This window comes from Streptomyces sp. NPDC001750, from assembly GCF_042892615.1.
In the GTDB taxonomy this organism is placed as follows: Bacteria; Actinomycetota; Actinomycetes; order Streptomycetales; family Streptomycetaceae; genus Streptomyces.
Map to the genome: position 1 here is coordinate 135,429 of NZ_JBIAUE010000018.1, position 24,713 is coordinate 160,141.

The following is a 24,713-nucleotide window of genomic DNA, read 5'->3' on the forward strand; positions in this document are numbered from 1 at the left end:
CGTGACAGGCGACAAACCGTTCCGGAGGCGACGCCTGCGGCGCAAGAAGTCGTCGGAGGCGGACCAGGGCGGAACAGGCCCGGCGAAAGGCGTGGTGACGCCTGCCGGGCGGTCCGCCCTGTCGCCCTCCCCGGGCGAGCGGTACGACGAGCGAGGCCGGTCGGCCTCGCTCGAAGCAGCCGCGGCACTCGAAGCGGTGACCGCGCAGGGGGGACATGAAGGAGCCGGCCCGGCCCACGGGGCCGGACAGCTCGACCGACAGCTCGACAGAACGGGGCCCCGGACCGCAGGGGACCGTCTGAGCTCGGTGAGACGGGGTGTGCGCAAGAGTGGGGAGGGCGCCAGGGTCGCGATCGGTCATATCGCCGACCTGATCATCGAGTCCGCTCCCCGCGTCCCCGTGCGCGACCTCGCGACGCTGCGCAAGCAGTTCCCGGTCCTCGGGCCCGAGGACCTCGCCGACAAGCTCGTCGCGGGCGCGAGCAGGGCGAGCGCCACCGTCGGCGCCGGTATCGGCGCGGCGGCCATGTTGCCGGTGCCGCCCGCGATGCTCACCGAACTGACGGCGGAGATCACCGGCGTGGCCGCGATCGAGCTGAAGCTCGTCGCCGAACTCTACGAGGTCTACGGGCTGCGCCCGCCGGGCGGACTCACACAGCGGTCCACCGCCTACCTCACGTCCTGGACGGAGGAGCGCGGCATCGACGTCGCCCAACCCATGACGATCAACGCGGCGCTGGGCGGCCGGATGAAGCGCGAACTGCGCCAGCAGATCACGAAGCGCATGACGCGCGATCTGCCGAACCTGATCCCGTTCCTGATCGGCGCCGCCGTCGGCGCGGTGATGAACCGGCGCGACACCCGGAAGCTCGCCGACAAGATCAGGAAGGACCTGCGCGAGCGCCAGGTCCCGTGGGACCGGCTGCCGGAGCTGCCGCCGCTGGAGCGGGCGCGCGGCCCGCGCGAGGGGCCGCGGAAGGAACCGGAGAACTGATCCGCCGGCCCGGGGAACGTCGACGCCCCGGACACAACCCCGCGAGGGCCGGCCGGCGCGGGATCCTCCGGTCAGGAACGCGCCGAGCCGAGGGCAGCGACCAGCGCCTGCGGTTCCCGGGTCGAGAGGTAGACGTACGGAGTCGGGTCCTGCGGGTCGGTGACCTCCACCCGGACCGCCGTCGGGATGTAGCTGCGCAGCAGCATGAAGGCACGGGTGTCGGCCTTGTACGAGCGCCACGCGCGCGCCTCCTCGCCGTCCAGCACCTCGGCCTCGCCCAGCGCCGAGACCGGGATCCGCGCGTCCCCGGCCACCAGGGCACCGGCCACCACCCGGATCCTGGCCGAGCCGTACGAACTCACCGCGATCGCCGACAGCGCGCTACCGCCCGCCAGACCGGCCAGCAGGGGCACGGTGCCGAGCGGCAGCAGCATCAGCGCGCAGGCGATGCCGACCAGGAAGGCGATGAGCCACCACGAGCGGGGTGCGGTGAGACGTTCGTCGAAAGGCGGGGCGGAAGGCTGCATGCGTCCAAGCTTGGCACGGTGCGCCCCGGCCTCGGCCGCGCGGGTAAGGTCTGCGCCTGTGAGTGGAACATCTGCGGCTCTGAATCCCCCCGCCGACGCGGTGGAACCGGTACGGCACCCCGAGGCCCCGGCCCCCGGCGAACTCCTCGGCGCGCACTACGAACACTGTTTCGGCTGCGGTGGGGCACAGCCGCACGGGCTGCACCTCCAGGCGCGGGCCGGCGAGGGCGTGAGCGTCACAGCCGAGTTCACCGTGCAGGCCGCTCACCAGGGCGCCCCGGGGCTGGCGCACGGAGGTGTCCTGACCACCGCGCTGGACGAGACGCTGGGCTCGCTGAACTGGCTGCTGCGGGTGATCGCGGTGACCGGACGGCTGGAGACCGACTTCGTGCGCCCGGTGCCGGTGGACACCGTGCTGCACCTCGACGCCGAGGTCACTGCGGTGCACGGCCGGAAGATCTACTCGCGGGCGACCGGACGGATAGGCGGCCCCGACGGGCCGGTCGCGGTCCGTGCCGAGGCCCTCTTCATCGAGGTGAAGGTCGACCACTTCGTCGAGAACGGCCGTCCGGCCGAGATCCGCGCCGCCATGGCCGACCCGGACCAGGTCCGGCGCGCCCGTGCCTTCGAGGTGAACCCCTGATGCGACGGCCCGTGGACGTCCTGATCCGCCGCCTCGACCCGGAGGTGCCGGTTCCGGCCTACGGACACCCCGGGGACGCCGGGGTCGACCTGGTGACCACCGAGTCCGCCGAACTCGCCCCGGGCGAGCGGGCGGTGCTGCCCACCGGGGTGTCGATCGCGTTGCCCGACGGATACGCCGCGTTCGTGCATCCGCGCTCCGGCCTCGCCGCGCGCTGCGGAGTCGCCCTCGTGAATGCCCCGGGGACGGTCGATGCCGGGTACCGTGGAGAGATCAAGGTGATCGTCATCAATCTCGACCCCCGCGAGCCCGTGCGGTTCGAGCGTTTCGACCGGATTGCCCAGCTGGTCGTGCAGCGGGTCGAGAAGGTGCGCTTCCACGAGGTGGCCGAGCTTCCGGGTTCGGCCCGCGGCGAGGGGGGCTTCGGATCCACCGGAGGCCACTCCTCCGCCGGAGCCGATGGTGTCGGGGACGGGATCATCCAGGGCGGGAACAGCTACGCTTCGGTCGTACCCGACCGGGAAGGACAGTGACGTGTTCGGACGTCGCAAGAAGAGTGGTTCCGCCGAGGACGTGGCGGACGAAGCGCGCGAGGCCGAGCAGGTCGTCGACGAGCACGATGGCACCGACGCGGCCGACGGCGGCCCGCGCCGGGTGAATCTCCCGCCGGCGCCGCGGCCGGACGGGCCGTGGGACATCACCGAGGTCTCCCAGCCCGGTGAGGGCCGGGTCGATCTGGGCGGCATGTTCGTGCCCGGCGTCGAGGGCATGGAGCTGCGCGTCGAGGTGGCCGGCGACGCGATCGTCGCCGCGACGGTGGTGCTGCGCGACAGCGCCGTCCAGCTCCAGGCATTCGCCGCCCCCAAGAAGGAGGGCATCTGGGGCGAGGTCCGCGAGGAGATCGCCACGGGCATCACCCAGCAGGGCGGGATCATCGACGAGATCGAGGGTCCGCTGGGCTGGGAACTGCGCGCCCAGGTCCCCGTACAGCTCCCGGACGGCACGAGCGGCGCACAGCTGGTGCGCTTCGTCGGTGTCGACGGCCCGCGCTGGTTCCTGCGCGGAGTGATCTCCGGTCAGGGTGCCGTGCAGCCGGAGGCCGCCGGGCTGCTGGAGACGATCTTCCGGGACACCGTGGTCGTCCGCGGCGACGGCCCGATGGCACCCCGCGACCCGATCGTCCTCAAGCTTCCCAACGATGCCCAGATGGTGCCCGAGGGCGTCCAGCAGGAGGACCAGGAGAGTTCCCGGTTCTCCGGCGGCATGGGCCAGCTCCAGCGCGGCCCGGAGATCACCGAGGTGCGCTGAGCGGGCTCGGCGGCAGGGCACGGCGGCACGGGCCGCGACCCGTGCCGAATCGATCCGAGGCCGGTGGGCCGTACCCCCCTTTGCGGAGGGGTACGGCCCACCGGCCTTTTCGCGTTCGGGAGAGAGCCGGGGGCGGGACGTGTGAGGCGGCGGGACACGTGTGAGGCGGGGAGCGGGCCGGGCCCAAGAGGCGCGCGAGGGGCGCGCGTAGGGGGCGCGTATCGGGCACGTATGTGCTCCGTCAAAGGCCACCCGAACGCCGTAAGGAAGCCATCAACGCACGTCGGAACGGCATCGACGCGGGGTTTGCTCAAGAGGTCAGAGAATTCCGTACCTCATCCAGGAGCACACGATGGCTGATCCGGCCTTCGTCGTCACCACGATCGCGGTGTTCGCGCTGGTGGCCCTCGTCGCCAAGGGGGTGGCCAGGCTGTGACCGCCGAGAACGTCGTCGGCCTCGTCGTGGCCGTCGCCCTGCTGGGCTATCTCGTCCTCGCCCTTCTGTACCCGGAGAGGTTCTGAGCCCGATATGAGCCCCGTCCTCGCCGGAGCGCTCCAGGTCCTCGCGCTCGTCGTGGCGCTGGGCCTGGTGTACCGCCCCCTGGGCGACCACATGGCCCGCGTCTACTCCTCCCGGAAACACCTCCGGGTCGAGAAGTGGATCTACAAGGCCATCGGCGCCAACCCGGACACCGAGATGCGCTGGCCCGCCTATCTGCGCGGTGTGCTCGCCTTCTCCGCGGTGAGTGTCCTCTTCCTCTACCTCCTCCAGCGGCTCCAGGGCAGTCTGCCCGGATCACTGGGCTTCGCCTCGATCGACCCCGACCAGGCGTTCAACACCGCCGCGTCGTTCGTGGCGAACACCAACTGGCAGTCGTACGCGGGCGAACAGGCCATGGGCCACGTCGTCCAGACCGGCGGCCTCGCGGTGCAGAACTTCGTCTCGGCGGCCGTCGGCATCGCCGTCGCGGTCGCCCTGGTTCGCGGCTTCGCCAGGTCCCGCACCGGCGAACTCGGCAACTTCTGGGCCGACCTGGTGCGCGGCACCGTGCGCGTCCTGCTGCCGATCTCCGTCGTCGGGGCGCTGGTGCTGGTCGCCTGCGGTGCCGTGCAGAACTTCTCCGGCGTCCACGAGGTCGGCCAGTTCCTGGGCGGCTCGCAGCAGTGGCGCAGTGGCGCGGTGGCCTCGCAGGAGGTCATCAAGGAACTGGGCACGAACGGCGGCGGCTACTTCAACGCCAACTCGGCCCATCCGTTCGAGAACCCCAACGGACTGTCCAACCTTTTCGAGATCTTCCTGATCCTGGTCATCCCGTTCGCGCTGACCCGGACGTTCGGCCGGATGGTCGGTTCGCCCAAGCAGGGCTACGCGATCCTGGGGGCGATGGGCGCCATCTGGCTGGGCTTCACCGCACTGATGATGTGGACGGAATTCGCCCACCACGGGCCCGCGTTCGACGTCGCGGGCGGAGCGATGGAGGGCAAGGAGACCAGGTTCGGCATCGCGGGGTCGTCGCTCTTCGCCGTCACGACGACACTCACGTCCACCGGCGCGGTGAACTCCTTCCACTCCTCGTACACCGGCTTCGGCGGCGGGATCACGCTGCTGGGCATGCAGCTGGGCGAGGTCGCGCCCGGCGGCGTCGGGTCCGGTCTCTACGGCATGCTGATCATGGCGATCATCGCGGTGTTCATCGCGGGGCTGATGGTCGGCCGCACACCGGAGTACCTCGGCAAGAAGATCGGCACCCGCGAGATGAAGCTCGCCGCCTGCTACATCCTGATCACCCCGGCCCTGGTGCTCTGCTTCACCGCCCTGGCGGTCGCCCTGCCCACGCCGCCCCACTCGATCCTGAACCCCGGCGCGCACGGGTTCTCCGAGGTGCTGTACGCGTACACCTCGGGCGCCAACAACAACGGTTCGGCGTTCGCCGGGCTGAACGCGGACACGCAGTGGTTCAACACGACGATCGGCCTCGCGATGCTGCTCGGCCGGTTCCTGCCGATGGTCTTCGTCCTCGCGCTCGCCGGCTCCCTCGCCGGGCAGCGGCCCGTACCGGCGACCGCGGGAACCCTCGCCACGCACCGGCCGCTCTTCAGCGGTCTGCTGGTCGGCACGGTCCTGATCGTCACCGCGCTGACCTACTTCCCGGCCCTGGCGCTGGGACCGCTGGCCGAAGGGCTGGCGTCATGAACTCCCGTACGAAGCAAGAGGACCCGATGTCCCATGTCACTCCGGCCCGGGCACCGCACCGGGACACGCCCACGGGCCGCACGGGCGAAGGACGCGTCGGCGGGGGACTGTTCGACCCCCGACAGCTGCTCACCTCGCTCCCGGACGCCGTACGCAAGCTCGACCCGCGGTCGATGGCCAAGTCCCCGGTGATGTTCGTGGTGCTGGTCGGTTCGGTGTTCACCACCGTGCTGGCCTGCCTGGACCCGGGCGACTGGTTCGGCTGGGCGATCGCGGCCTGGCTCTGGCTGACCACGATCTTCGCCAATCTGGCGGAGGCGGTCGCGGAGGGGCGCGGCAAGGCGCAGGCGGACACCCTGCGCAAGGCGAAGACCGACACCGTCGCCCGGCGCGTCACCGATCGCGGAGAGGAGCGGGTGCCGGGCACGGACCTGCACATCGGCGACCTGGTGGTCTGCGAGGCGGGCGACATCATCCCCGGCGACGGTGACGTCGTCGAGGGCGTCGCGAGCGTCGACGAGTCCGCCATCACGGGCGAGTCCGCACCGGTGATCCGGGAGTCGGGCGGCGACCGCAGCGCCGTCACCGGGGGCACCAAGGTGCTCTCCGACCGCATCGTCATCAAGATCACCACCAGGCCCGGCGAGACCTTCATCGACCGGATGATCGCCCTGGTCGAGGGCGCCGCCCGGCAGAAGACGCCCAACGAGATCGCGCTGAACATCCTGCTCGCGTCCCTCACCATCGTCTTCCTGCTCGCCGTCGTCACCCTCCAGCCGTTCGCGGCCCACGCCGGCCGTGAGCAGTCGATCATCGTGCTGACCGCGCTGCTGGTCTGCCTCATCCCGACGACCATCGGCGCGCTGCTCTCCGCGATCGGCATCGCAGGCATGGACCGACTCGTGCAGCGCAACGTGCTCGCCATGTCGGGACGTGCCGTCGAGGCCGCCGGGGACGTCTCGACCCTGCTGCTCGACAAGACCGGAACGATCACCCTCGGCAATCGGCAGGCGTCCGAGTTCGTCCCCGTCAAGGGCACGACGGCGGCCGAGCTGGCCGACGCCGCCCAGTTGTCCTCACTGGCCGACGAGACGCCCGAGGGGCGCTCGATCGTCGTGCTCGCCAAGGAGAAGTACGGCTTGCGCGAGCGCCACCACGGCGAACTGCGGCAGGCCACCTGGGTCCCGTTCACCGCCCAGACCCGCATGTCCGGCGTGGACATCGACGGACGCAGCGTCCGCAAGGGTGCGACCGGTTCCGTCGTCGGCTGGGTCGAGGCACGCGGCGGCACCGTCTCGCCGGATGCGCGGGAGCTCACCGACAGGATCTCCGAGGCCGGCGGCACCCCGCTGCTGGTGGCGCTGGAGGACGAGAAGGGCGCCCGCGTCCTGGGCGTCATCCACCTCAAGGACGTCGTCAAGGAGGGCATGCGGGAACGGTTCGACGAACTGCGCCGGATGGGCATCCGCACCGTCATGATCACCGGCGACAACCCGCTGACCGCACGGGCCATCGCCGAGGAGGCGGGCGTCGACGACTTCCTCGCCGAGGCCACGCCCGAGGACAAGATGGCCCTCATCAGGCGGGAGCAGTCCGGAGGCAAGCTCGTCGCGATGACGGGCGACGGCACGAACGACGCCCCGGCGCTGGCCCAGGCGGACGTCGGCGTGGCCATGAACACCGGAACCTCGGCCGCGAAGGAGGCCGGGAACATGGTGGACCTGGACTCCAACCCGACGAAGCTGATCGAGATCGTGGAGATCGGCAAACAGCTGCTCATCACCCGCGGCGCGCTGACGACGTTCTCCATCGCCAACGACGTCGCGAAGTACTTCGCGATCATCCCGGCGATGTTCGCGGCGGTCTACCCGGGCCTGGACAAGCTCAACATCATGCAGCTGTCCTCGCCGCAGTCCGCGATCCTCTCGGCGGTCGTCTTCAACGCGCTGATCATCGTCGCGCTGGTCCCGCTCGCCCTGCGCGGCGTGCGCTACCGGCCCAGCAGCGCCGACTCGATGCTCCGCCGCAACCTCGGGATCTACGGCCTCGGCGGCCTGGTCGCCCCGTTCCTCGGCATCAAGGCCATCGACATGATCATCTCCCTCATTCCCGGGCTGCACTGAGCCCACGTCCGGGCTGCACTGAGCCCACGTCCGGGCTGCACCGAGCCCTCGTCCGGATCGGACCGAGCCGTCGTCCCCCGGGACGGGTTCCCTCTCCCGGACCCAACCGAAATCAGGAATCGGCTGAGCTGCCATGAACGAATCCGTAGCGAACACCGCCCGGCTGCTCTGGGCCGGGCTGCGCGCCCTGCTGGTCCTCACCGTCGTCTGCGGAGTGCTCTATCCGCTCGCCGTGACGGGCATCGCCCAGGGCGTCTTCCCCCATCAGGCCAACGGATCCGAGATCACCGAGAACGGCAGGGTCGTCGGCTCCGAGCTCATCGGCCAGCGTTACGACCTGCCGCTGAAGAAGGGCCAGGCCGCGGCGGCCCCGGACCTGCGATGGTTCCAGCCGCGCCCGTCCGCGGGCCTGGGCGCCAACAGCGTCAACACCCAGTACCGGCTGCTCGTCTCCGGCGCGACCAACCTGGCCGGCGACAACAAGAAGCTCGTCGACCAGGTGAAGGCCGCCAAGGCCGACGTCGTCAGGGACAACTCGGTACCCGGCCATCCCGTCGACCCCGCCGATGTGCCGCCCGACGCGGTCACCTCCTCGGGCTCCGGCCTCGACCCGGCCATCTCCCCGGCGTACGCCCGGCTCCAGGTGCGGCGGGTGGCCGAGCGGAACCACCTTCCCGTCGCCGAGGTGAAGAGGCTGGTCGAGCGGAACACGGAGGGCAGGATCCTCGGCATCGCCGGGGAACCGACGGTCAACGTCCTCCAACTCAACATCTCTCTCCGGCAGTTGGTGAACGACCGCTGAGAGGGAGAGGGGGGCCGCGTCGTCTCCTCCCCGACGACACGGCCCCCGCCCGGCCCGGGCGTATCCGGCCGGTCCGGCGTCGTACCGCTGGTTCAGCGTCGTGCGGCCGGTCCGGCGAGGCCGCCCGGGTAGAGGTACCGCTCCGCAGGGATCACGGTGCCGTCGACCCACGCGGTGAAGAATCCCTTGAGATCCTTGCCCGAGACCTTCGCCGCCAGCGCCTCGAACTGCCGGAACGAGGCGTTTCCGTAGGCGTGGTCATGGGTCCAGGTCCGCAGCGTGCGGAAGAACGCCTCGTCGCCCACGGTGCGCCGCAGGGCGTGCAGCATCAGCGAACCCTTGAAGTACAGCGCCGAGTCCAGCTCCCGGCCCGGGCCCGGATCGTAGAGCCTGACGGACCAGAACGACGGGTCGTCGCGGTAGTCCTCCACCTCGGACCGGTAGAAGTCCGTGTCGAGGTCGGCGCCCTTGTGCTCCTCCCACAACTGCCCGGCGTACTGGGCGAAGCACTCCGCGACGCAGCCGTCGCGCCAGTCCTTGAACGAGACGCTGTCACCGAACCACTGGTGGGTGTTCTCGTGGACCATCGAGGCGTCGAAGATCATCGTGTGGTACGTGGGGCGGCTCTGCGTCTCCAGGGCACCGGGGTCGTTCGTGGGATCCTTCGCGGCCCCGACAACGATGGCGCCCGCCGAGGAGAAGGGGTACGGGCCGAACTTCGTGGTCAGGAAGTCCAGGATCTCCGTCTGTTGGGCCTCCGCCGCCGGGTCGATCTCGGCGTCCGGGCTGTACGCCGTGATGACAGGCGTCCCCGCGGCGGTCTTCCCCCGGTGGACGGTGAACCGGTCGATGGCGACCGTGCTGGCGTACGTGACCATCGGCTTGTCCTCGAACCAGCGGAAGGTCCTCCTGCCGTCCTCGACGCTCTCCGGGCCCGGCAGGCCGTTGCCGACGACCGTCCAGCCGTCGGGCACCGTCGCGGTGAGCGCGAAGGTGGCCTTGTCGGACGGGTGGTCGTTGGCGGGGTACCAGGAGGTCGCGGAGTGCGGTTCGCCCGCCACGTACGCGCCGCCGCTCTTCAGGGTGTGCCAGCCCTCGGCGTCGGGCTTCCCGGCGTACTTCACCCGCACGGTGAACGTCGTGCCCTTCGCGACCGGGCGGGCCGGGGTGACGACCAGTTCGTGGGCGCCCTCCCGGGAGAACTTCCTCGCCGGTGTGCCGTTCACGGCGACCGATGCCACGGTGAAGCCCTTGAGGTCCAGGCTGAACCGGTCCAGGCCGGTCAGGGCACGGGCGGTGACCGTGGTGTCGCCGTCGAGGCGGTCGGTGCGCGCCGGGTCGTAGGCGATCTTGACGTCGTAGTGGGAGACGTCGTAGCCGGAGTTGCCGTCGTCGGGGAAGTACGGGTCGCCGACGCCCGGACCCCCGACGGCGGCCGAGGCGGGGACGGCGGCCAGGGTGATTCCTCCTATCACGGCGGCGACGAGGGCGGTGGTGCTCCTGCGGTGGTGGTTCGACGGTCTGCGCATGTCTCGGTCGGCTCGATTCCTGGGTCTCGATGTCCGGACTCGTGATCTCCGGACCGGTGATGTCTGGACTGGTGATGTCTGGACCCGCGGCGTACGGGCCGGTGGGTGCCGGGCTCGTGGTTCCCGCGTTCTCGCCTTACGGGGCGGGGGCGCCGGGCTCGCGGTTTCGCGCGTTCTCGGCCTTCCGGGGCCGTGGTCAGCGGCGGGGAGCGGTGGAGGCGAGCTTCCACAGCACGGCGACGACGGCGTCGGTGCTGGTCTTCTCCGTCTTCGGATCGACGTTGGCGAGGTCGTCGCACGCCTCGTGGATGCAGTCCGAGATGCCGGTGCTGAAGCCGGACGACGGGATGCCCGCGTCCCCGAACGACTCGTGGTCCGAGCCGCCGACCCCGATGTCGAACGTCGGGATGCCCCGTTCGGCGAACCATGCCTCGAACGCCTGCCGGGCCTCGGTCTCGCCGCGCTCGTCGTCGTGGACCACGAGCCACTTGTCGGTGTTCCTGCTGCCGGTCTGGTCGAAGTTGAGGTAGACGTCGATCCGGCGGCGATCGGCCGCGGACAGCTTCTTGACGTAGTCCGCCGAACCGATCAGCCCCGGCTCCTCCGCGCCCCACCACGCGAACCGGAGATGGCGTCGCGGCGCGAGACCGGACTCCGCCACCTGGAGGGCGGCGGCCAGGACGGTGGCCGAGCCGGAGCCGTTGTCGTTGATTCCCGGCCCCTCCGGCACGCTGTCGAGGTGGGCACCGGTCAGCAGCACGTGGTCCGGGTCGCCGCCGGGCCAGTCGGCGATCAGGTTGTGGCCGGTGGCGCCCGCGTACGTGAAGGGGACCAGCCGGGTCCGGAAGCCGGCCCGGTCCAGGGCGCGCTTCACGTACGCCACGGACTCCGCGTACCCCTTCGTGCCGTGTGCGCGGGTGCCGCCGTTGCGGTCGGCGATGCGCTGCAGGGCGCGCAGATGCGGCATCACCTGCTGCTCGGTGACGGTCGGGACGGCGGGGGAGCGGGGTACGGCCGCCGGGGGCTGTGCGCCGGCGGCGGTCGAACGGGTCCGCGCGTCGGCGGGGGCCGCGTAGGGGGCCGATGACAGGGACAGGATCACGGCGAGGGCCGCCGTGAGGGCCGCGGTGGCGGGCCCGGTGAAGCTCCTTCGTGTCGTCATGCACACGCTTTCGAGGACGGGGAGTGACCCCGGTGGACCGGCGGACCGGCTGACCCGCCCAAGGCTGTCCGGCCGATGTCAGGAAGTTGTCGCGAAGCCGTTGGGCCGCGATCAGGGCGCCGTCGGCGGGGTGCCGCGACGAGGGCACCCCGGTCGCGCACCGGGCGGGTGGCGCTGTCGGCCGTGCGTCCCGTGCGGGTGATGCCGCAGTGCCGCGCGGTGAGGGTGCTGCCCGCCGCGCGCCTCGGGAGGGGGGAGGGGTGCCGTCGGCGGCGGGACTCGCGGTCCCGGGCGTCAGAATCCTGTCAATTCGGTCCCCACCCCCACCCCCTGCCCTATTTGCCGGGAATCGGAGGAGTAGTTTTTCGAGATGGCTGCCGCATCGGCCGCAGCCGGGTTTCGAGAAGACAATGGGGCCATGGCACGCGGCAAGCTTCGGATCTACCTGGGCGCGGCACCCGGCGTCGGCAAGACGTACGCGATGCTCTCCGAGGCACACCGCCGCGTGGAGCGGGGCACCGACTGCGTCGTCGCCTTCGTGGAGCACCACGACCGCCCGCGCACCGAGGTGATGCTGCACGGTCTGGAGCAGGTCCGACGCCGCCAGATCGAGTACCGCTCCGCCCTCTTCACCGAGATGGACGTCGACGCGGTCCTGGAGCGCGCCCCGGCCGTGGCCCTGGTGGACGAACTGGCGCACACCAACGTGCCGGGCTCCCGCAACGCCAAGCGCTGGCAGGACGTCGAGGAACTCCTGAAGGCCGGCATAGACGTGATCTCCACCGTCAACATCCAGCACCTGGAGTCGCTCGGTGACGTCGTCGAGTCGATAACCGGGGTACGGCAGCGCGAGACCGTTCCCGACGAGGTCGTCCGCAGGGCCGACCAGATCGAGCTCGTCGACATGTCGCCCCAGGCCCTGCGCCGCCGGATGGCCCACGGCAACATCTACAAGCCGGACCGGATCGACGCGTCCCTGTCCAACTACTTCCGCCCCGGCAACCTGACCGCCCTGCGCGAGCTGGCCCTCCTCTGGGTCGCCGACCGGGTCGACGAATACCTCCAGCAGTACCGCGGCGAGCACAACATCCGCACCACCTGGCAGGCCCGTGAACGCATCGTCGTCGGACTCACCGGCGGCCCCGAGGGCCGCACGCTCATCCGCCGCGCGTCCCGGATGGCGGCCAAGGGCTCCGGCAGCGAGATCCTCGCCGTCTACATCGCCCGCAGCGACGGACTGACCTCCGCCTCGCCCAAGGAACTCACCGTCCAGCGCACCCTCGTCGAGGACCTCGGCGGCACCTTCCACCACGTCGTCGGCGACGACATCCCCTCGGCACTGCTCGAATTCGCCCGCGGGGTGAACGCCACACAGATCGTCCTGGGCTCCAGCCGCCGCAAGACGTGGCAGTACGTCTACGGACCGGGCGTGGGAGCCACCGTCGCCCGCGATTCCGGCCCCGACCTCGACGTCCACATCGTCACCCACGACGAGGTCGCCAAGGGCCGCGGGCTGCCCATCGCTCGCGGCGCCCGGCTGGGCCGGGTCCGCAGCATCTGGGGCTGGCTGGTCGGCGTGGGCGGCCCGGTCCTGCTCACCCTGCTGCTGCGCGAACTGGGCAACGGCCCCGGGCTCGCCAACGACGTCCTGCTGTTCCTCTTCATGACGGTCCTCGCGGCCCTGCTCGGCGGGCTGCGACCCGCCCTCGCGTCGGCCGCCGTCGGCTCGCTGCTGCTGAACTACTGGTTCACGCCGCCCACCCACACCCTGACCGTGCAGGACCCGGAGAACATCGTCGCCATCGTGATCTTCTTCGCGGTCGCGGTCTCGGTCGCCTCGGTCGTCGATCTGGCGGCCCGCCGCACCCATCAGGCGGCCCGGCTGCGCGCCGAGTCGGAGATCCTCTCCTTCCTGGCCGGCAGTGTGCTGCGCGGCGAGACCAGCCTGGACGCGCTCCTGGAGCGGGTGCGCGAGACGTTCGCCATGGAGTCCGTCGCGCTGCTGGAACGGCGCAGCGACGTCGACCCGTGGACCTGCGCCGGGAGCGTCGGGCCGGGGCCGGTGGCCCGGCCGGAGGACGCCGACGTGGACATGCCCGTCGGCGACCACATGGCGCTCGCGCTCTCCGGCCGGGTGCTGCCCGCCGAGGACCGCCGGGTGCTCGGCGCGTTCGCCGCCCAGGCCGCCGTCGTACTGGAACGGCAGCGCCTGGTCGACGAGGCGGAGGAGGCACGGCGGCTCGCCGAGGGGAACCGGATCAGGACGGCGCTCCTCGCCGCCGTCAGCCACGATCTGCGCACCCCGCTGGCCGCCATCAAGGCGGCCGTCAGCTCGCTGCGCTCCGACGACGTCGCCTGGTCCGACGAGGACGAGGCCGAACTGCTGGAGGGCATCGAGAACGGCGCCGACCGGCTCGACCACCTCGTCGGCAACCTCCTCGACATGTCCCGGCTGCAGACGGGCACCGTCACCCCGCTGATCCGCGAGATCGACCTCGACGAGGTGGTCCCGATGGCGCTCGGCGGCGTCCCCGAGGGCAGTGTGGACCTGGACATCCCGGAGACCCTGCCGATGGTCGACGTCGATCCCGGGCTGCTGGAACGGGCCGTCGCCAACATCGTCGAGAACGCCGTCAAGTACAGCCCGGACGGGCAGCGCGTCACCGTGGCCGCCAGTGCGCTCGGCGAACGCGTCGAGCTGCGGGTGGCCGATCGCGGACCCGGCGTCCCCGACGACGCCAAGGACCGTATCTTCGAGCCGTTCCAGCGCTATGGTGACGCCCCGCGCGGTGCGGGCGTCGGACTGGGGCTGGCCGTCGCCCGCGGGTTCGTCGAGTCCATGGGCGGCACACTGGGCGCCGAGGACACCCCCGGCGGAGGGCTCACCATGGTGCTCACGCTGAAGGCCGCACCGGGACACGTCGGACACGTCCCGATCGGCCCCGACCTGTCCGCTCGGGCAGCCCCGTGACCGCGCGGGACGCCCCGATCCTCCCGCGGTCCCGGAAGGCCGCCGCACCGCAGACCGCCGCACGGGCGGTCGCCCTACAGCAGAAAGGCAGGGCCCCCATGACCCGGGTGCTCGTGGTCGACGACGAGCCGCAGATCGTACGCGCCCTCGTGATCAACCTGAAGGCGCGCAAGTACGAGGTGGACGCCGCGCCCGACGGCGCCACCGCGCTCCAGCTCGCCGCCGCACGCCACCCCGACGTCGTCGTCCTCGACCTCGGCCTGCCCGACATGGACGGCGTCGAGGTGATCAAGGGGCTGCGCGGCTGGACCCGGGTGCCGATCCTGGTGCTCTCCGCCCGTCACACCTCCGACGAGAAGGTCGAGGCTCTGGACGCGGGTGCCGACGACTACGTGACCAAGCCGTTCGGCATGGACGAGCTGCTGGCCCGGCTGCGGGCCGCCGTACGCCGCGCCGAACCGGTCGGCGGACAGGGCTCCGACGACGTCGTGATCGTCGAGACCGGGGAGTTCACCGTCGATCTGGCGGCGAAGAAGGTTCAGCGCGCGGGCCGCGACGTGCGGCTCACCCCCACGGAATGGCACCTCCTGGAGGTCCTGGTCCGCAACAGCGGCCGGCTGGTCAGCCAGAAGCAACTGCTCCAGGAGGTCTGGGGGCCCTCGTACGGCACCGAGACCAACTACCTGCGGGTCTACATGGCACAGCTGCGGCGCAAGCTGGAGGCCGACCCCTCGCACCCCCGGCACTTCGTCACCGAACCGGGGATGGGTTACCGCTTCGAACGCGGCTGAGAGGGGTGTGCGGGGGCGGGCGTGCGGGGCAGGCGTGCCCGGCGGACGTGCCCTGGGCAGGCGCGCGTGTCGGGCGAGCGTGCGTGTCGCAGGGGGCGCCTGGGCCGGAGGAGCATGCGGCCGATTCGGCCGGCGCGTGGGGTCAACAAGGGTGAGGCCGGGCGCCCATTCGGGAACCCGTTCGAGCGAGACCGGACACCCACTCGGCGGACCGGGGACCGGTACCCTTCGGGTATGAGTGCTGTTCCTCGATTCGAGAAGCCCGGAAGGTCCGGTAAGGCGGAGAAGCCTTCCGGCCGCTTCCGGCGGATGCTCGACCGACTGTCCAGCTCCCAGGAGGACCTGGAGTCCGAGGAGCTGCAGGAGGACTCGCAGGCTTCGGGCTGTACGCAGATCTCCGAATGCACCGACCGGCAGATCGTGAAAGTGACCGGTACGTTGCGGACCGTCACCCTGCGACCGCGGGCCGGAGTGCCTGCCCTGGAGGCGGAGCTGTTCGATGGCACCGCACCGCTGGACGTGGTCTGGCTGGGCCGGCGCTCCATCGTCGGCATAGAACCGGGCCGCAAGCTCATCGCCTCGGGCCGGATCGCCATGAGTCACGGACGCCGGGTGCTGTTCAACCCCAAATACGAACTCCGACCGCTCGGCAAGGAGTAGCCGGTGACGTCTCACGACAAGCCGACGTCCGACACGGACCGCATCACCCGCACCGACCCCCAGGAGGCCGAAGCGAAGGCGGTCACCGAGGCCGCGCTCTTCGAGGCCTTCGGCGGTGTCCGGGGGATGGTGGAGACAGTCGTTCCCGGGCTGCTCTTCGTCACGATCTTCACGATCAACAAGGACCTGCACGTCTCGGCCATCGCGGCCCTGGTGGTGTCGCTGGTCCTCGTGGCCGTACGGCTGGTCCTCAAGGACACCGTCAAGCACGCCTTCAGCGGTGTCTTCGGCGTCGCCTTCGGTGTCGTCTTCGCGATGATGACCGGCAACGCCAAGGACTTCTACCTGCCGGGCATGCTCTACACGCTCGGCCTGGCCGTCGCCTACCTGGTCACCACCCTCGCCGGGGTGCCGCTGATCGGCCTGATCCTCGGCCCGGTCTTCAAGGAGAACCTCTCCTGGCGCACCAGGAACCCCGGCCGCAAGAAGGCGTACGCCAGGGCCAGCTACGCCTGGGGCCTGATCCTGCTCGCCAAGTGCGCGATCCTCTTCCCGCTGTACTGGTGGGCCGACACCACCCAGCTCGGCTGGGTCCTGGTCGCCCTGAAGATCCCGCCGTTCCTTCTCGCGGTGTACCTGACCTGGGTCTTCCTCGCCAAGGCGCCGCCGCCCATCGACGTCTTCGCCGAGATGGAGGCGGAGGAACAGGCCGAGAAGGCCCGCAAGGCGGAGGCCCGTGCGGCGGCCGAGGCGGGTGCGGCGACCCGCTCCCAGGATTTCTGAACGCGTCGACGGCACCGGCGGACACGAGGGCCCGGAACCATGGAACAGGTTCCGGGCCCTCGGCGTACCGCCCGTGTGCGCGCCGCGTCAGTCCTCCGAGTCGCCCCGACGCACCGACAGCAGATCCTCCAACTGCTCCTCGCGGGCCTGCGCGGCCACGAACAGCAGCTCGTCACCGGCCTCCAGCGTCTCCTCCGTGCTCGGCGTCAGCACCCGCTGCCCGCGGATGATGGTGACCAGCGAGGTGTCCTCGGGCCAGGCCACATCGCCGACCTGGGTGCCGGCCAGCGCCGACTCCGGAGGCAGCGTCAGCTCGACCAGGTTGGCGTCGCCATGGCTGAAGCGCAGCAGCCGTACCAGATCACCGACGCTCACCGCCTCCTCGACCAGGGCCGACATCAGACGGGGCGTGGAGACCGCCACGTCGACCCCCCACGCCTCGTTGAACAGCCATTCGTTCTTGGGGTTGTTGACCCGGGCGACGACCCTCGGCACGCCGTACTCGGTCTTCGCGAGCAGCGAGACGACGAGGTTCACCTTGTCGTCGCCGGTCGCGGCGATCACGACGTTGCAGCGCTGGAGGGCCGCCTCGTCGAGCGAGGTGATCTCGCACGCGTCGGCCAGCAGCCACTCCGCCATCGGCACCCGCTCCACCGAGATGGCCGTCGGTGCCTTGTCGATGAGCAGCACCTCATGCCCGTTCTCCAGCAGTTCGCCGGCGATGGAACGGCCCACCGCACCGGCACCGGCAATCGCGACACGCATCAGTGACCGCCCTCCTCGGGCCCTTCGGCGAAGGCCGCCTCGACCTTCGCGATCTCGTCCGTACGCATCATCACGTGGACGAGATCGCCCTCCTGCAGCACCGTCTGCGAGCTGGGCAGTATGGCTTCGCCCAAACGGGTGAGGAAGGCCACGCGGACGCCCGTCTCCTCCTGAAGGGTGCTGATCTTGTGGCCGATCCAGGACGGGGTGGTGTGCACCTCCGCCAGCTGTACGCCACCGCTCGGGTCGCGCCACAGCGGCTCGGCACCCGACGGCAGCAACCGCCGCAGCATCTGGTCCGCGGTCCAGCGCACGGTGGCGACCGTGGGAATGCCCAGACGCTGGTAGACCTCGGCGCGCCGGGGGTCGTAGATGCGCGCCGCGACGTTCTCGATGCCGAACATCTCGCGGGCCACCCGGGCGGCGATGATGTTCGAGTTGTCACCGCTGCTCACCGCGGCGAACGCGCCGGCTTCCTCGATTCCGGCCTCACGGAGGGTGTCCTGATCGAAGCCCACACCGGTGACGCGCCGCCCACCGAAGCCCGACCCGAGACGCCGGAACGCGGTGGGGTCCCGATCGACGACGGCGACCGTGTGCCCCTGCTGCTCCAGGGTCTGCGCGAGAGCGGCTCCCACTCGCCCGCAGCCCATGATGACGATGTGCACCTTGTGCCTACCTCGCAGTCCTGGTCATCCGGCTGACCTGCGAAAACACCCTGCTCACACTTCTTCCTCAGCTTGCCGGGCAAAACAACGGGGCAACGGTCCGTCCCGTTGCCCAGGATGAGCTTATGCGGCAGGAAGCGCGAAGCCTCATCCGACCGCGCTTTCGACGCGTCCGCGACGGATGCCGGGGAGAGCGCCCGGTTCCGGCCATCGCGCCGTGTCGACGCAGCGGTCGGTTCCGGCCACCCTGCCATGCCGGGACCCCGTCCGTGAGGGCGGTGCACCCGTGGGCAGGGGCATGCGCAGGAGGCGGGCGCGTTCGGACGGGGCGGGCGCGTTCCCGGAGGAGCGGGTGCATGCACCGTGGCGGCGCCACGACGTCATGTACGTACCGGCTGCTGGGGCTTTCCTGCGTACCCTCGTCGCCCGCGGATGCGGGTCCTTCGGGGGGCCGGCCTTCTCACAACCCTTGAGCTCGGCGAGGACAGACATCTAACATGTCAGTTCATGGAGAGCTTGCGGACCCTGCGTCCTGTCCGACGAACGTTGTTGCGGGAAACGGCGTACGAGGCGATCCGTGACGCGATCGTGCGTGGCGAGATCCCGCCCGGCACCCCCGTACGGGACGCGGACCTCGCCGAACGTCTCGGGTTGTCCCGGGCCCCGGTCCGCGAGGCGCTGTCCCGGCTCTCCGGCGAGGGGCTCGTGGAATCCAAGCCGCAGAGCTACACGCGGGTGACCCGCCTGATCCCGCGCGACGTCCGGGACGCGGCGGCCGTCGTACGGGCCATGCACGAACTGGCCGCCCGGACGGCCGTGCCCCGTCTCACGGACGCGGACCTCGCCGCGATGCGCGAGGCGAACGACGCGTTTCGGGACGCGGCCCGCCGAGGCGACGTGGCGGAGGCGCTGCGCGCCGACGACCGGCTCCACGACGTGCTCGTCATCGCCTGCGACAACCGTGCCGTGGCCGCCACCGTCGAGCGCTACACGCCTCTGATCCGGCGGTTGGAGTGGAGGCGGTTCGGCACGGCGAGCGCGGCGCACGGTTCGGCGGAACTGCACGACCGGCTGATCGAGGCGTGCGCGGCGCGCGACACCGACGAGGCGGTCCGGATCACGGCCGGGATCTGGCGGGCACTCGAAGAACTCGCCGACGACCCTGCGGAGGAGCACTCGGCGTAGGCGCTCCCAGCACGCAGCACGCAGCACGCAGCACGCAGCACGCAGCACGCAGCACGCAGCACGCAGCACGCAGCACGCAGCACGCAGCACCGGCGCCCGCGAGAGCCGTACGTCCCGGCGCCCGCAGCACGCAGCGCCCGGCACCGGCGCACGCAGCCGGCAGCACCGGCGCCCGGCACCGGCGCACGCAGCCCGCAGCACCGGCGCCCGGCACCGGCGCCCGCGAGAGCCGTACGTCCCGGCGCCCGTACGTCCCGGCGCCCGTACGTGTCGGTACCCGCACGTCTCCGCACCAGTACCTACGAGCCCATACCCGTACGCCCCAGTAGGGCGTCCGATCACCGTCCCCGACCTCCCCGACTCCGACAACCGACCGTGGCGCCGACAGCCGGCCGCCCCTCTGCCTCGCCCCCGACGAGCCGACAACCACTTCGGCAAGCCGATCGCCACCCCGCTCCGAGCCCAGCCCCGACCCGACCCGACCGAGGGAGCCTCCGTGATGCCCGCAGCACCCCAGTCCTCGTCGCCCCAGATGCCGACCGCCGCTCACCCGTCCCCGTCCGCCCCTCCCGCCTCGCTCTCCTCGTACGACCGCCACCCCCTCCTCTTCGGCCCCTCGCCCGTACACCGCCTCGACCGGCTCACCGACCACCTCGGCGGCGCCGCCGTCTGGGCCAAGCGGGAGGACTGCAACTCCGGCATCGCCTACGGCGGCAACAAGACCCGCAAGCTCGAATACCTCGTGGCCGACGCGCTCGCGCGGGGCTGCGACACCCTCGTCTCCATCGGCGGCGTCCAGTCCAACCACACGCGCCAGGTCGCGGCGGTCGCCGCCCGCACCGGCCTCAAGTGCGTACTCGTCCAGGAGAGCTGGGTCGACTGGCCCGACGCCGTTTACGACAAGGTCGGCAACATCCTGATCAGCCGCCTGGCCGGGGCCGACGTGCGCCTGGTGCGCGCCGGTTTCGGCATCGGCGTCAAGGAGAGCTGGGAACGGGCGCTGCGCGAGGTCGAGGAGGACGGCGGCAGGCCGTACGCCATCCCCGCCGGAGCCTCGGACCACCCGCTCGGCGGACTCGGCTTCGCGAACTGGGCGTACGAGGTCGCCGAGCAGGAACGCGCGCTCGGCGTCTTCTTCGACACGGTGGTCGTCTGCTCGGTGACCGGTTCCACCCAGGCCGGCATGGTCGCGGGATTCGCCGCGCTCGAAGAGGCGGGCGGGCGGCCACGACGCGTGCTCGGCATCGACGCCTCCGCCGACCCCACACGCACCCGGGAGCAGATCGCCCGGATCGCCGCGGCCACCGCACGGCTCATCGGGGTGCGCCGGGAGATCACCGCGGACGACATCGAACTGGACGCGCGCTACCACGCGGGCACGTACGGCATTCCCGACGACACCACGCTCGACGCGATGCGGCTCGCCGCCCGTACCGAAGGAATGATCACCGACCCCGTGTACGAGGGGAAATCGATGGCGGGAACGATCGATCTCGTGTCACGCGGCGAAATCCCGCGGGATTCCACCGTTCTTTACGCACATCTCGGAGGTCAGCCCGCGCTCAATGGCTACAGCGCTCTGTTCCAGGACGCCTGAGCACGCGTGCGCCGGCGCCTGCGCGGGGGCTTGCGGGGTGCTCGTACGGAGCGCCCCGGGGCCCGGCGCAGTGCCGGTGCGCAGTTTCTGTGCGTAGTTGGCCGGTGCAGTTTCCGGCGCGGGGGCGCAAGGATTTCGTTAAGGATTTCGTGGCGGTTTCGGCCGAGTGCAGGGAAATGGCGGGCCACGGCACCCGCAGTTCTGCACCTTCCATACGGAACGCTTACGATCCTCTGCGTGTCCAAACTGACCGACCTGCCCAAACGGATTCTGATCGGACGGGCGCTGCGCAGCGACAAGCTGGGAGAAACGCTCCTCCCTAAGCGCATCGCACTGCCTGTCTTCGCATCCGACCCGCTGTCCTCGGTGGCGTACGCACCCGGCGAAGTCCTGCTGGTGCTGTCCATCGCGGGCGTGTCGGCCTATCACTTCAGCCCCTGGATCGCGCTCGCCGTCGTCGTCCTGATGTTCACGGTCGTGGCGTCGTACCGGCAGAACGTGCACGCCTACCCGAGCGGTGGTGGCGACTACGAGGTCGCCACCACCAACCTCGGGCCCAAGGCGGGGCTCACCGTGGCCAGCGCGCTGCTCGTCGACTACGTGCTGACCGTCGCCGTATCGATCGCCTCCGGTGTGGAGAACCTGGGGTCCGCGATCCCGTTCGTCGTCGAGCACAAGACGGCGGCCGCGATCACGGCCATCGTGCTGCTCACACTGATGAACCTGCGCGGCGTCAAGGAGTCGGGCAAGCTCTTCGCCATCCCCACGTACCTCTTCGTCGCGGGCGTCTTCATCATGATCATCTGGGGTGCGTTCCGGGGCCTGGCCCTCGGGGACACCATGCACGCCCCGACCTCCGATTTCGAGATCAGGGCCGAGCACGAGGGGCTGGCCGGTTTCGCGCTGGTCTTCCTTCTGTTGCGGGCCTTCTCCTCCGGCTGTGCCGCGCTCACCGGTGTCGAGGCGATCAGCAACGGCGTGCCCGCCTTCCGCAAGCCGAAGAGCCGGAACGCCGCGACGACGCTCGCGATGATGGGCCTGCTGGCCGTCACGATGTTCTGCGGCATCATCGGCCTGGCCATGGCCACCGACGTGAAGATGGCCGAGAACCCGGCCCGGGACCTGATCCACAACGGAGTCCCGGTCGGCGCCGACTACGTCCAGGACCCGGTGATCTCGCAGGTCGCGGCGGCCGTCTTCGGCGACGGCACGTTCTTCTTCGTCGTCCTGGCCGCGGCCACCGCCCTCGTGCTCTTCCTGGCCGCCAACACCGCGTTCAACGGCTTCCCGGTGCTCGGCTCGATCCTCGCCCAGGACCGCTACCTGCCCCGCCAGCTCCACACCCGCGGCGACCGGCTCGCCTTCTCCAACGGCATCGTGCTGCTCGCGGGCGCGGCGATCCTGCTGACCTGGGTCTACGGCGCGGACTCGACCCGGCTGATCCAGCTCTACATCGTCGGTGTGTTCGTCTCCTTCACCCTCAGCCAGATCGGCATGGTCAGGCACTGGAACCGCCACCTGGCGACGGAGAAGGACCGGGCCAAGCGCCGCCGCATGATGCGCTCCCGCGCGATCAACACCTTCGGCGCCTTCCTGACCGGCACGGTGCTCGTCGTCGTGCTCGCCACCAAGTTCACCCACGGTGCCTGGGTCGCCCTGCTCGGTATGGTGATCTTCTACGCGACGATGACCGCCATCCGCAGGCACTACGACCGCGTGGCCGATGAGATCGCGGCCGACGAGACCCCGGCCGACGAGAAGATGCGGCCCTCCCGGGTCCACTCGATCGTCCTGGTCTCCAAGCTGCACCGGCCCACCCTGCGCGCCCTCGCCTACGCCAAGCTGATCCGCTCGGGCAAGCTGGAGGCGCTCTCCATCAGCGTCGACCCGGCCGAGACCAAGGCCCTCAGGGAGGACTGGGAGCGACGCGGCATCGACATCCCGCTGAAGATCCTCGACTCCCCGTACCGCGAGGTGACCCGCCCGGTCATCGACTACGTGAAGAACCTGCGCCGGGAGAGCCCGCGCGACGTGGTCAGTGTGTACATCCCCGAGTACGTGGTCGGCCACTGGTACGAGCACTTCCTCCACAACCAGAGCGCCCTGCGTCTCAAGGGACGGCTGCTGTTCACCCCGGGCGTGATGGTGACCTCGGTGCCGTACCAGCTGGAGTCCTCCGAGGCGGCGAAGCTGCGGGCCAGGAAGCGCGCCGAGTGGAACGCGCCGGGCTCGGTGCGCCGCGGACCCGTGGAACGCAGGCCCAAGGAGCCCGCGAACAAGGGCTGACCGGAACCCGTGCCGGGGCCCCGCCGGCTCCCCGGCCCGTACATGGTGAACGGCCGGACGACACCGACGTAGACTCGTGGGTCGTCGTCCGGCCGGGCCGCAGGTCGTCGTCCGGCTGTCCCGCCCCGAAACCTGGAGTCACCCCGTCATGCAGAACGAACCCACGTCGTCGCTGGTCGGGGAGGAGTACGAGGTCGAGGTCGGCCCCGTCGCACACGGCGGCCACTGCATCGCCCGCACCGAGGAGGGCCGGGTCCTCTTCGTACGCCACACGCTCCCCGGCGAGAAGGTCGTCGCCCGGGTCACCGAGGGCGCGAGCGACTCCCGTTTCCTGCGCGCCGACGCCGTACGCATCCTCGAACCGTCCAAGGACCGCGTCGAGGCGCCCTGCCCGTACGCGGGCCCCGGCAAGTGCGGCGGCTGCGACTGGCAGCACGCCAAGCCCGGCGCGCAGCGCCGGCTCAAGGGCGAGGTGATCGCCGAACAGCTCCGGCGCCTGGCCGGCCTCACCCCCGAGGAGGCGGGCTGGGACGGCACCGTCATCCCGGCCGAGGGCGACAAGCTTCCGGCGGGCCAGGTACCGGCCTGGCGCACCCGGGTCCAGTACGCCATCGACGAGGACGGCCGCGTCGGCCTGCGCAAGCACCGCTCCCACGACGTGGAGCCCGTCGAGCGCTGCCTGATCGCCGCCCCCGGCGTCACCGAACTCGGCATCGAGAAGCGGGAATGGCCCGGCATGGCCTCGGTGGAGGCCATCGCCGCCACCGGCTCCCACGACCGCCAGGTCATCCTCACCCCGAGGCCCGGCGCCCGGCTGCCACTCGTCGCACTCGACAAGCCCGTCTCGGTGATGCGCGTCGACGAACGCGACGGCGGCGTCCACCGGGTGCACGGCCGCGCCTTCGTCCGCGAACGCGCCGACGACCGCACCTACCGCGTCGGCTCCGGCGGCTTCTGGCAGGTCCACCCCCAGGCCGCCGACACCCTCGTCCGCGCCGTCATGCAGGGCCTCCTGCCCCGCAAGGGCGACACCGCCCTCGACCTCTACTGCGGCGTCGGCCTGTTCGCCGGCGCCATCGGCCAGCGCATCGGTGAGAAGGGCGCGGTCCTCGGCATCGAGTCCGGCAAGCGCGCCGTCGAGGACGCCCGGCACAACCTCAAGGACCTGGACCGCGTCCGCATCGAGCACGGCAAGGTCGACCAGATCCTCCCGCGCACCGGCATCACCGAGACCGACCTCATCGTCCTCGACCCCCCGCGCGCCGGCGCCGGCCGGGCCACGATCGAGCACCTGTCGGGCCTGGGCGCCCGCCGCATCGCCTACGTCGCCTGCGACCCGGCGGCCCTGGCCCGCGACCTGGCGTACTTCCGCGAGGGGGGGTACCGGGTGCGGACGCTGCGGGCGTTCGACCTGTTTCCGATGACCCACCATGTAGAGTGTGTCGCCATCCTTGAACCGGCCGCGAAGGGCTCCTGACCTGCGGTTTCTTGCGTGCGCATTATGTGCGTTGTGGGCGTTACGGGCGATATCTTGACGCTGAAATGACGCTCGTGACGCTCATTTGACGCTCGTTCTGATGGGACGTCAGCTGGCTGATCGCGCAGGTCGTACCAAGTAGAAGGCGCGCTGTTGGCGGCTGGTTTTGCGGGAACTTGAGGAAAGTTCGGCGGGTTCCGGCACCGCTGATGGCGGCGGCAGGCGCGCTGCCGCCGTACTTCGGTGGG

At 70.8% G+C, this 24,713-nt stretch carries 21 protein-coding genes; 16 read left to right on the forward strand and 5 right to left on the reverse strand.

Annotation, left to right across the window (positions count from 1 at the left end):
- Position 1: 1 nt before the first annotated feature.
- Positions 2-994, forward strand: coding sequence for a hypothetical protein (locus ACFYY6_RS25765; RefSeq protein WP_351623877.1), 993 nt, complete (start codon positions 2-4; stop codon positions 992-994).
- 71 nt (positions 995-1,065) lie between these two features.
- Here ACFYY6_RS25765 and ACFYY6_RS25770 read toward each other — a convergent pair whose 3' ends face one another.
- Entirely contained in the window at positions 1,066-1,521 is a 456-nt protein-coding gene (locus ACFYY6_RS25770) for a DUF3093 domain-containing protein (RefSeq protein ID WP_351516338.1), read from the reverse strand.
- Between the two features lie 58 nt (positions 1,522-1,579).
- On the opposite strand from ACFYY6_RS25770, the gene ACFYY6_RS25775 reads away from it, so the two are divergent.
- The 7 genes from ACFYY6_RS25775 to ACFYY6_RS25805 all read left to right on the forward strand — a co-directional run bounded on the left by ACFYY6_RS25775 (position 1,580) and on the right by ACFYY6_RS25805 (position 8,591).
- A complete protein-coding gene (locus tag ACFYY6_RS25775; RefSeq protein ID WP_351516340.1) occupies positions 1,580-2,164 on the forward strand; it encodes a PaaI family thioesterase in 585 nt (194 codons plus the stop codon).
- Positions 2,164-2,697, forward strand: a complete 534-nt coding sequence (gene dut / locus ACFYY6_RS25780) for a dUTP diphosphatase (RefSeq protein ID WP_351516341.1) — start codon at positions 2,164-2,166, stop codon at positions 2,695-2,697. Before ACFYY6_RS25775 ends, dut begins: the two co-directional genes overlap by 1 nt.
- A gap of 1 nt (position 2,698) precedes the next feature.
- Positions 2,699-3,472 carry a DUF3710 domain-containing protein gene (locus ACFYY6_RS25785; RefSeq protein ID WP_351516342.1) on the forward strand — a complete coding sequence of 258 codons (774 nt, stop codon included), beginning with the start codon at positions 2,699-2,701 and terminating at the stop codon, positions 3,470-3,472.
- A 432-nt stretch (positions 3,473-3,904) separates the two neighbouring features.
- Complete coding sequence (gene kdpF, locus ACFYY6_RS25790) at positions 3,905-3,994, forward strand: K(+)-transporting ATPase subunit F (protein WP_037777601.1); 90 nt, start codon at positions 3,905-3,907, stop codon at positions 3,992-3,994.
- Positions 3,995-4,001: 7 nt separating this feature from the next.
- On the forward strand, positions 4,002-5,666 hold the full coding sequence (gene kdpA, locus ACFYY6_RS25795) for a potassium-transporting ATPase subunit KdpA (RefSeq protein ID WP_389195357.1): 1,665 nt from the start codon (positions 4,002-4,004) through the stop codon (positions 5,664-5,666).
- Positions 5,663-7,789, forward strand: coding sequence for a potassium-transporting ATPase subunit KdpB (gene kdpB / locus ACFYY6_RS25800; protein WP_386607546.1), 2,127 nt, complete (start codon positions 5,663-5,665; stop codon positions 7,787-7,789). Before kdpA ends, kdpB begins: the two co-directional genes overlap by 4 nt.
- A gap of 133 nt (positions 7,790-7,922) precedes the next feature.
- Positions 7,923-8,591, forward strand: coding sequence for a potassium-transporting ATPase subunit C (locus ACFYY6_RS25805; protein WP_351516346.1), 669 nt, complete (start codon positions 7,923-7,925; stop codon positions 8,589-8,591).
- A 92-nt stretch (positions 8,592-8,683) separates the two neighbouring features.
- Here the strand turns inward: ACFYY6_RS25805 and ACFYY6_RS25810 are convergent, their stop codons facing one another.
- On the reverse strand, positions 8,684-10,120 hold the full coding sequence (locus ACFYY6_RS25810) for a M1 family metallopeptidase (RefSeq protein ID WP_351516347.1): 1,437 nt from the start codon (positions 10,118-10,120) through the stop codon (positions 8,684-8,686).
- 196 nt (positions 10,121-10,316) lie between these two features.
- Entirely contained in the window at positions 10,317-11,282 is a 966-nt protein-coding gene (locus ACFYY6_RS25815) for a M20/M25/M40 family metallo-hydrolase (protein WP_351516348.1), read from the reverse strand.
- 418 nt (positions 11,283-11,700) lie between these two features.
- Between ACFYY6_RS25815 and ACFYY6_RS25820 the strand changes: the two genes are divergently transcribed.
- The 4 genes from ACFYY6_RS25820 (at position 11,701) to ACFYY6_RS25835 (ending at position 16,487) form a co-directional block, all read left to right on the forward strand.
- Entirely contained in the window at positions 11,701-14,253 is a 2,553-nt protein-coding gene (locus tag ACFYY6_RS25820; RefSeq protein ID WP_351516349.1) for a sensor histidine kinase KdpD, read from the forward strand.
- A 98-nt stretch (positions 14,254-14,351) separates the two neighbouring features.
- A complete protein-coding gene (locus tag ACFYY6_RS25825; RefSeq protein WP_073789836.1) occupies positions 14,352-15,044 on the forward strand; it encodes a response regulator in 693 nt (230 codons plus the stop codon).
- Between the two features lie 234 nt (positions 15,045-15,278).
- Entirely contained in the window at positions 15,279-15,704 is a 426-nt protein-coding gene (locus ACFYY6_RS25830) for an OB-fold nucleic acid binding domain-containing protein (RefSeq protein ID WP_351516350.1), read from the forward strand.
- 3 nt (positions 15,705-15,707) lie between these two features.
- Positions 15,708-16,487: a DUF3159 domain-containing protein gene (locus tag ACFYY6_RS25835; RefSeq protein ID WP_351516351.1), complete on the forward strand. Its 780-nt coding sequence runs from the start codon at positions 15,708-15,710 to the stop codon at positions 16,485-16,487.
- Positions 16,488-16,574: 87 nt separating this feature from the next.
- Here the strand turns inward: ACFYY6_RS25835 and ACFYY6_RS25840 are convergent, their stop codons facing one another.
- On the reverse strand, positions 16,575-17,252 hold the full coding sequence (locus tag ACFYY6_RS25840; protein ID WP_351516353.1) for a TrkA family potassium uptake protein: 678 nt from the start codon (positions 17,250-17,252) through the stop codon (positions 16,575-16,577).
- Entirely contained in the window at positions 17,252-17,920 is a 669-nt protein-coding gene (locus tag ACFYY6_RS25845) for a TrkA family potassium uptake protein (protein ID WP_073789829.1), read from the reverse strand. Before ACFYY6_RS25845 ends, ACFYY6_RS25840 begins: the two co-directional genes overlap by 1 nt.
- A 507-nt stretch (positions 17,921-18,427) precedes the next feature.
- On the opposite strand from ACFYY6_RS25845, the gene ACFYY6_RS25850 reads away from it, so the two are divergent.
- From ACFYY6_RS25850 to ACFYY6_RS25865, 4 genes are all read left to right on the forward strand, one after another.
- On the forward strand, positions 18,428-19,105 hold the full coding sequence (locus ACFYY6_RS25850) for a GntR family transcriptional regulator (RefSeq protein WP_388651624.1): 678 nt from the start codon (positions 18,428-18,430) through the stop codon (positions 19,103-19,105).
- 532 nt (positions 19,106-19,637) lie between these two features.
- Positions 19,638-20,702 carry a 1-aminocyclopropane-1-carboxylate deaminase gene (locus ACFYY6_RS25855; protein ID WP_351623988.1) on the forward strand — a complete coding sequence of 355 codons (1,065 nt, stop codon included), beginning with the start codon at positions 19,638-19,640 and terminating at the stop codon, positions 20,700-20,702.
- 237 nt (positions 20,703-20,939) lie between these two features.
- Positions 20,940-22,988, forward strand: coding sequence for an APC family permease (locus tag ACFYY6_RS25860; protein ID WP_351516355.1), 2,049 nt, complete (start codon positions 20,940-20,942; stop codon positions 22,986-22,988).
- A gap of 148 nt (positions 22,989-23,136) precedes the next feature.
- Positions 23,137-24,465 (forward strand): class I SAM-dependent RNA methyltransferase, encoded by a 1,329-nt coding sequence (locus ACFYY6_RS25865; RefSeq protein WP_389195362.1) that lies wholly within the window; start codon positions 23,137-23,139, stop codon positions 24,463-24,465.
- Positions 24,466-24,713 lie beyond the last annotated feature (248 nt).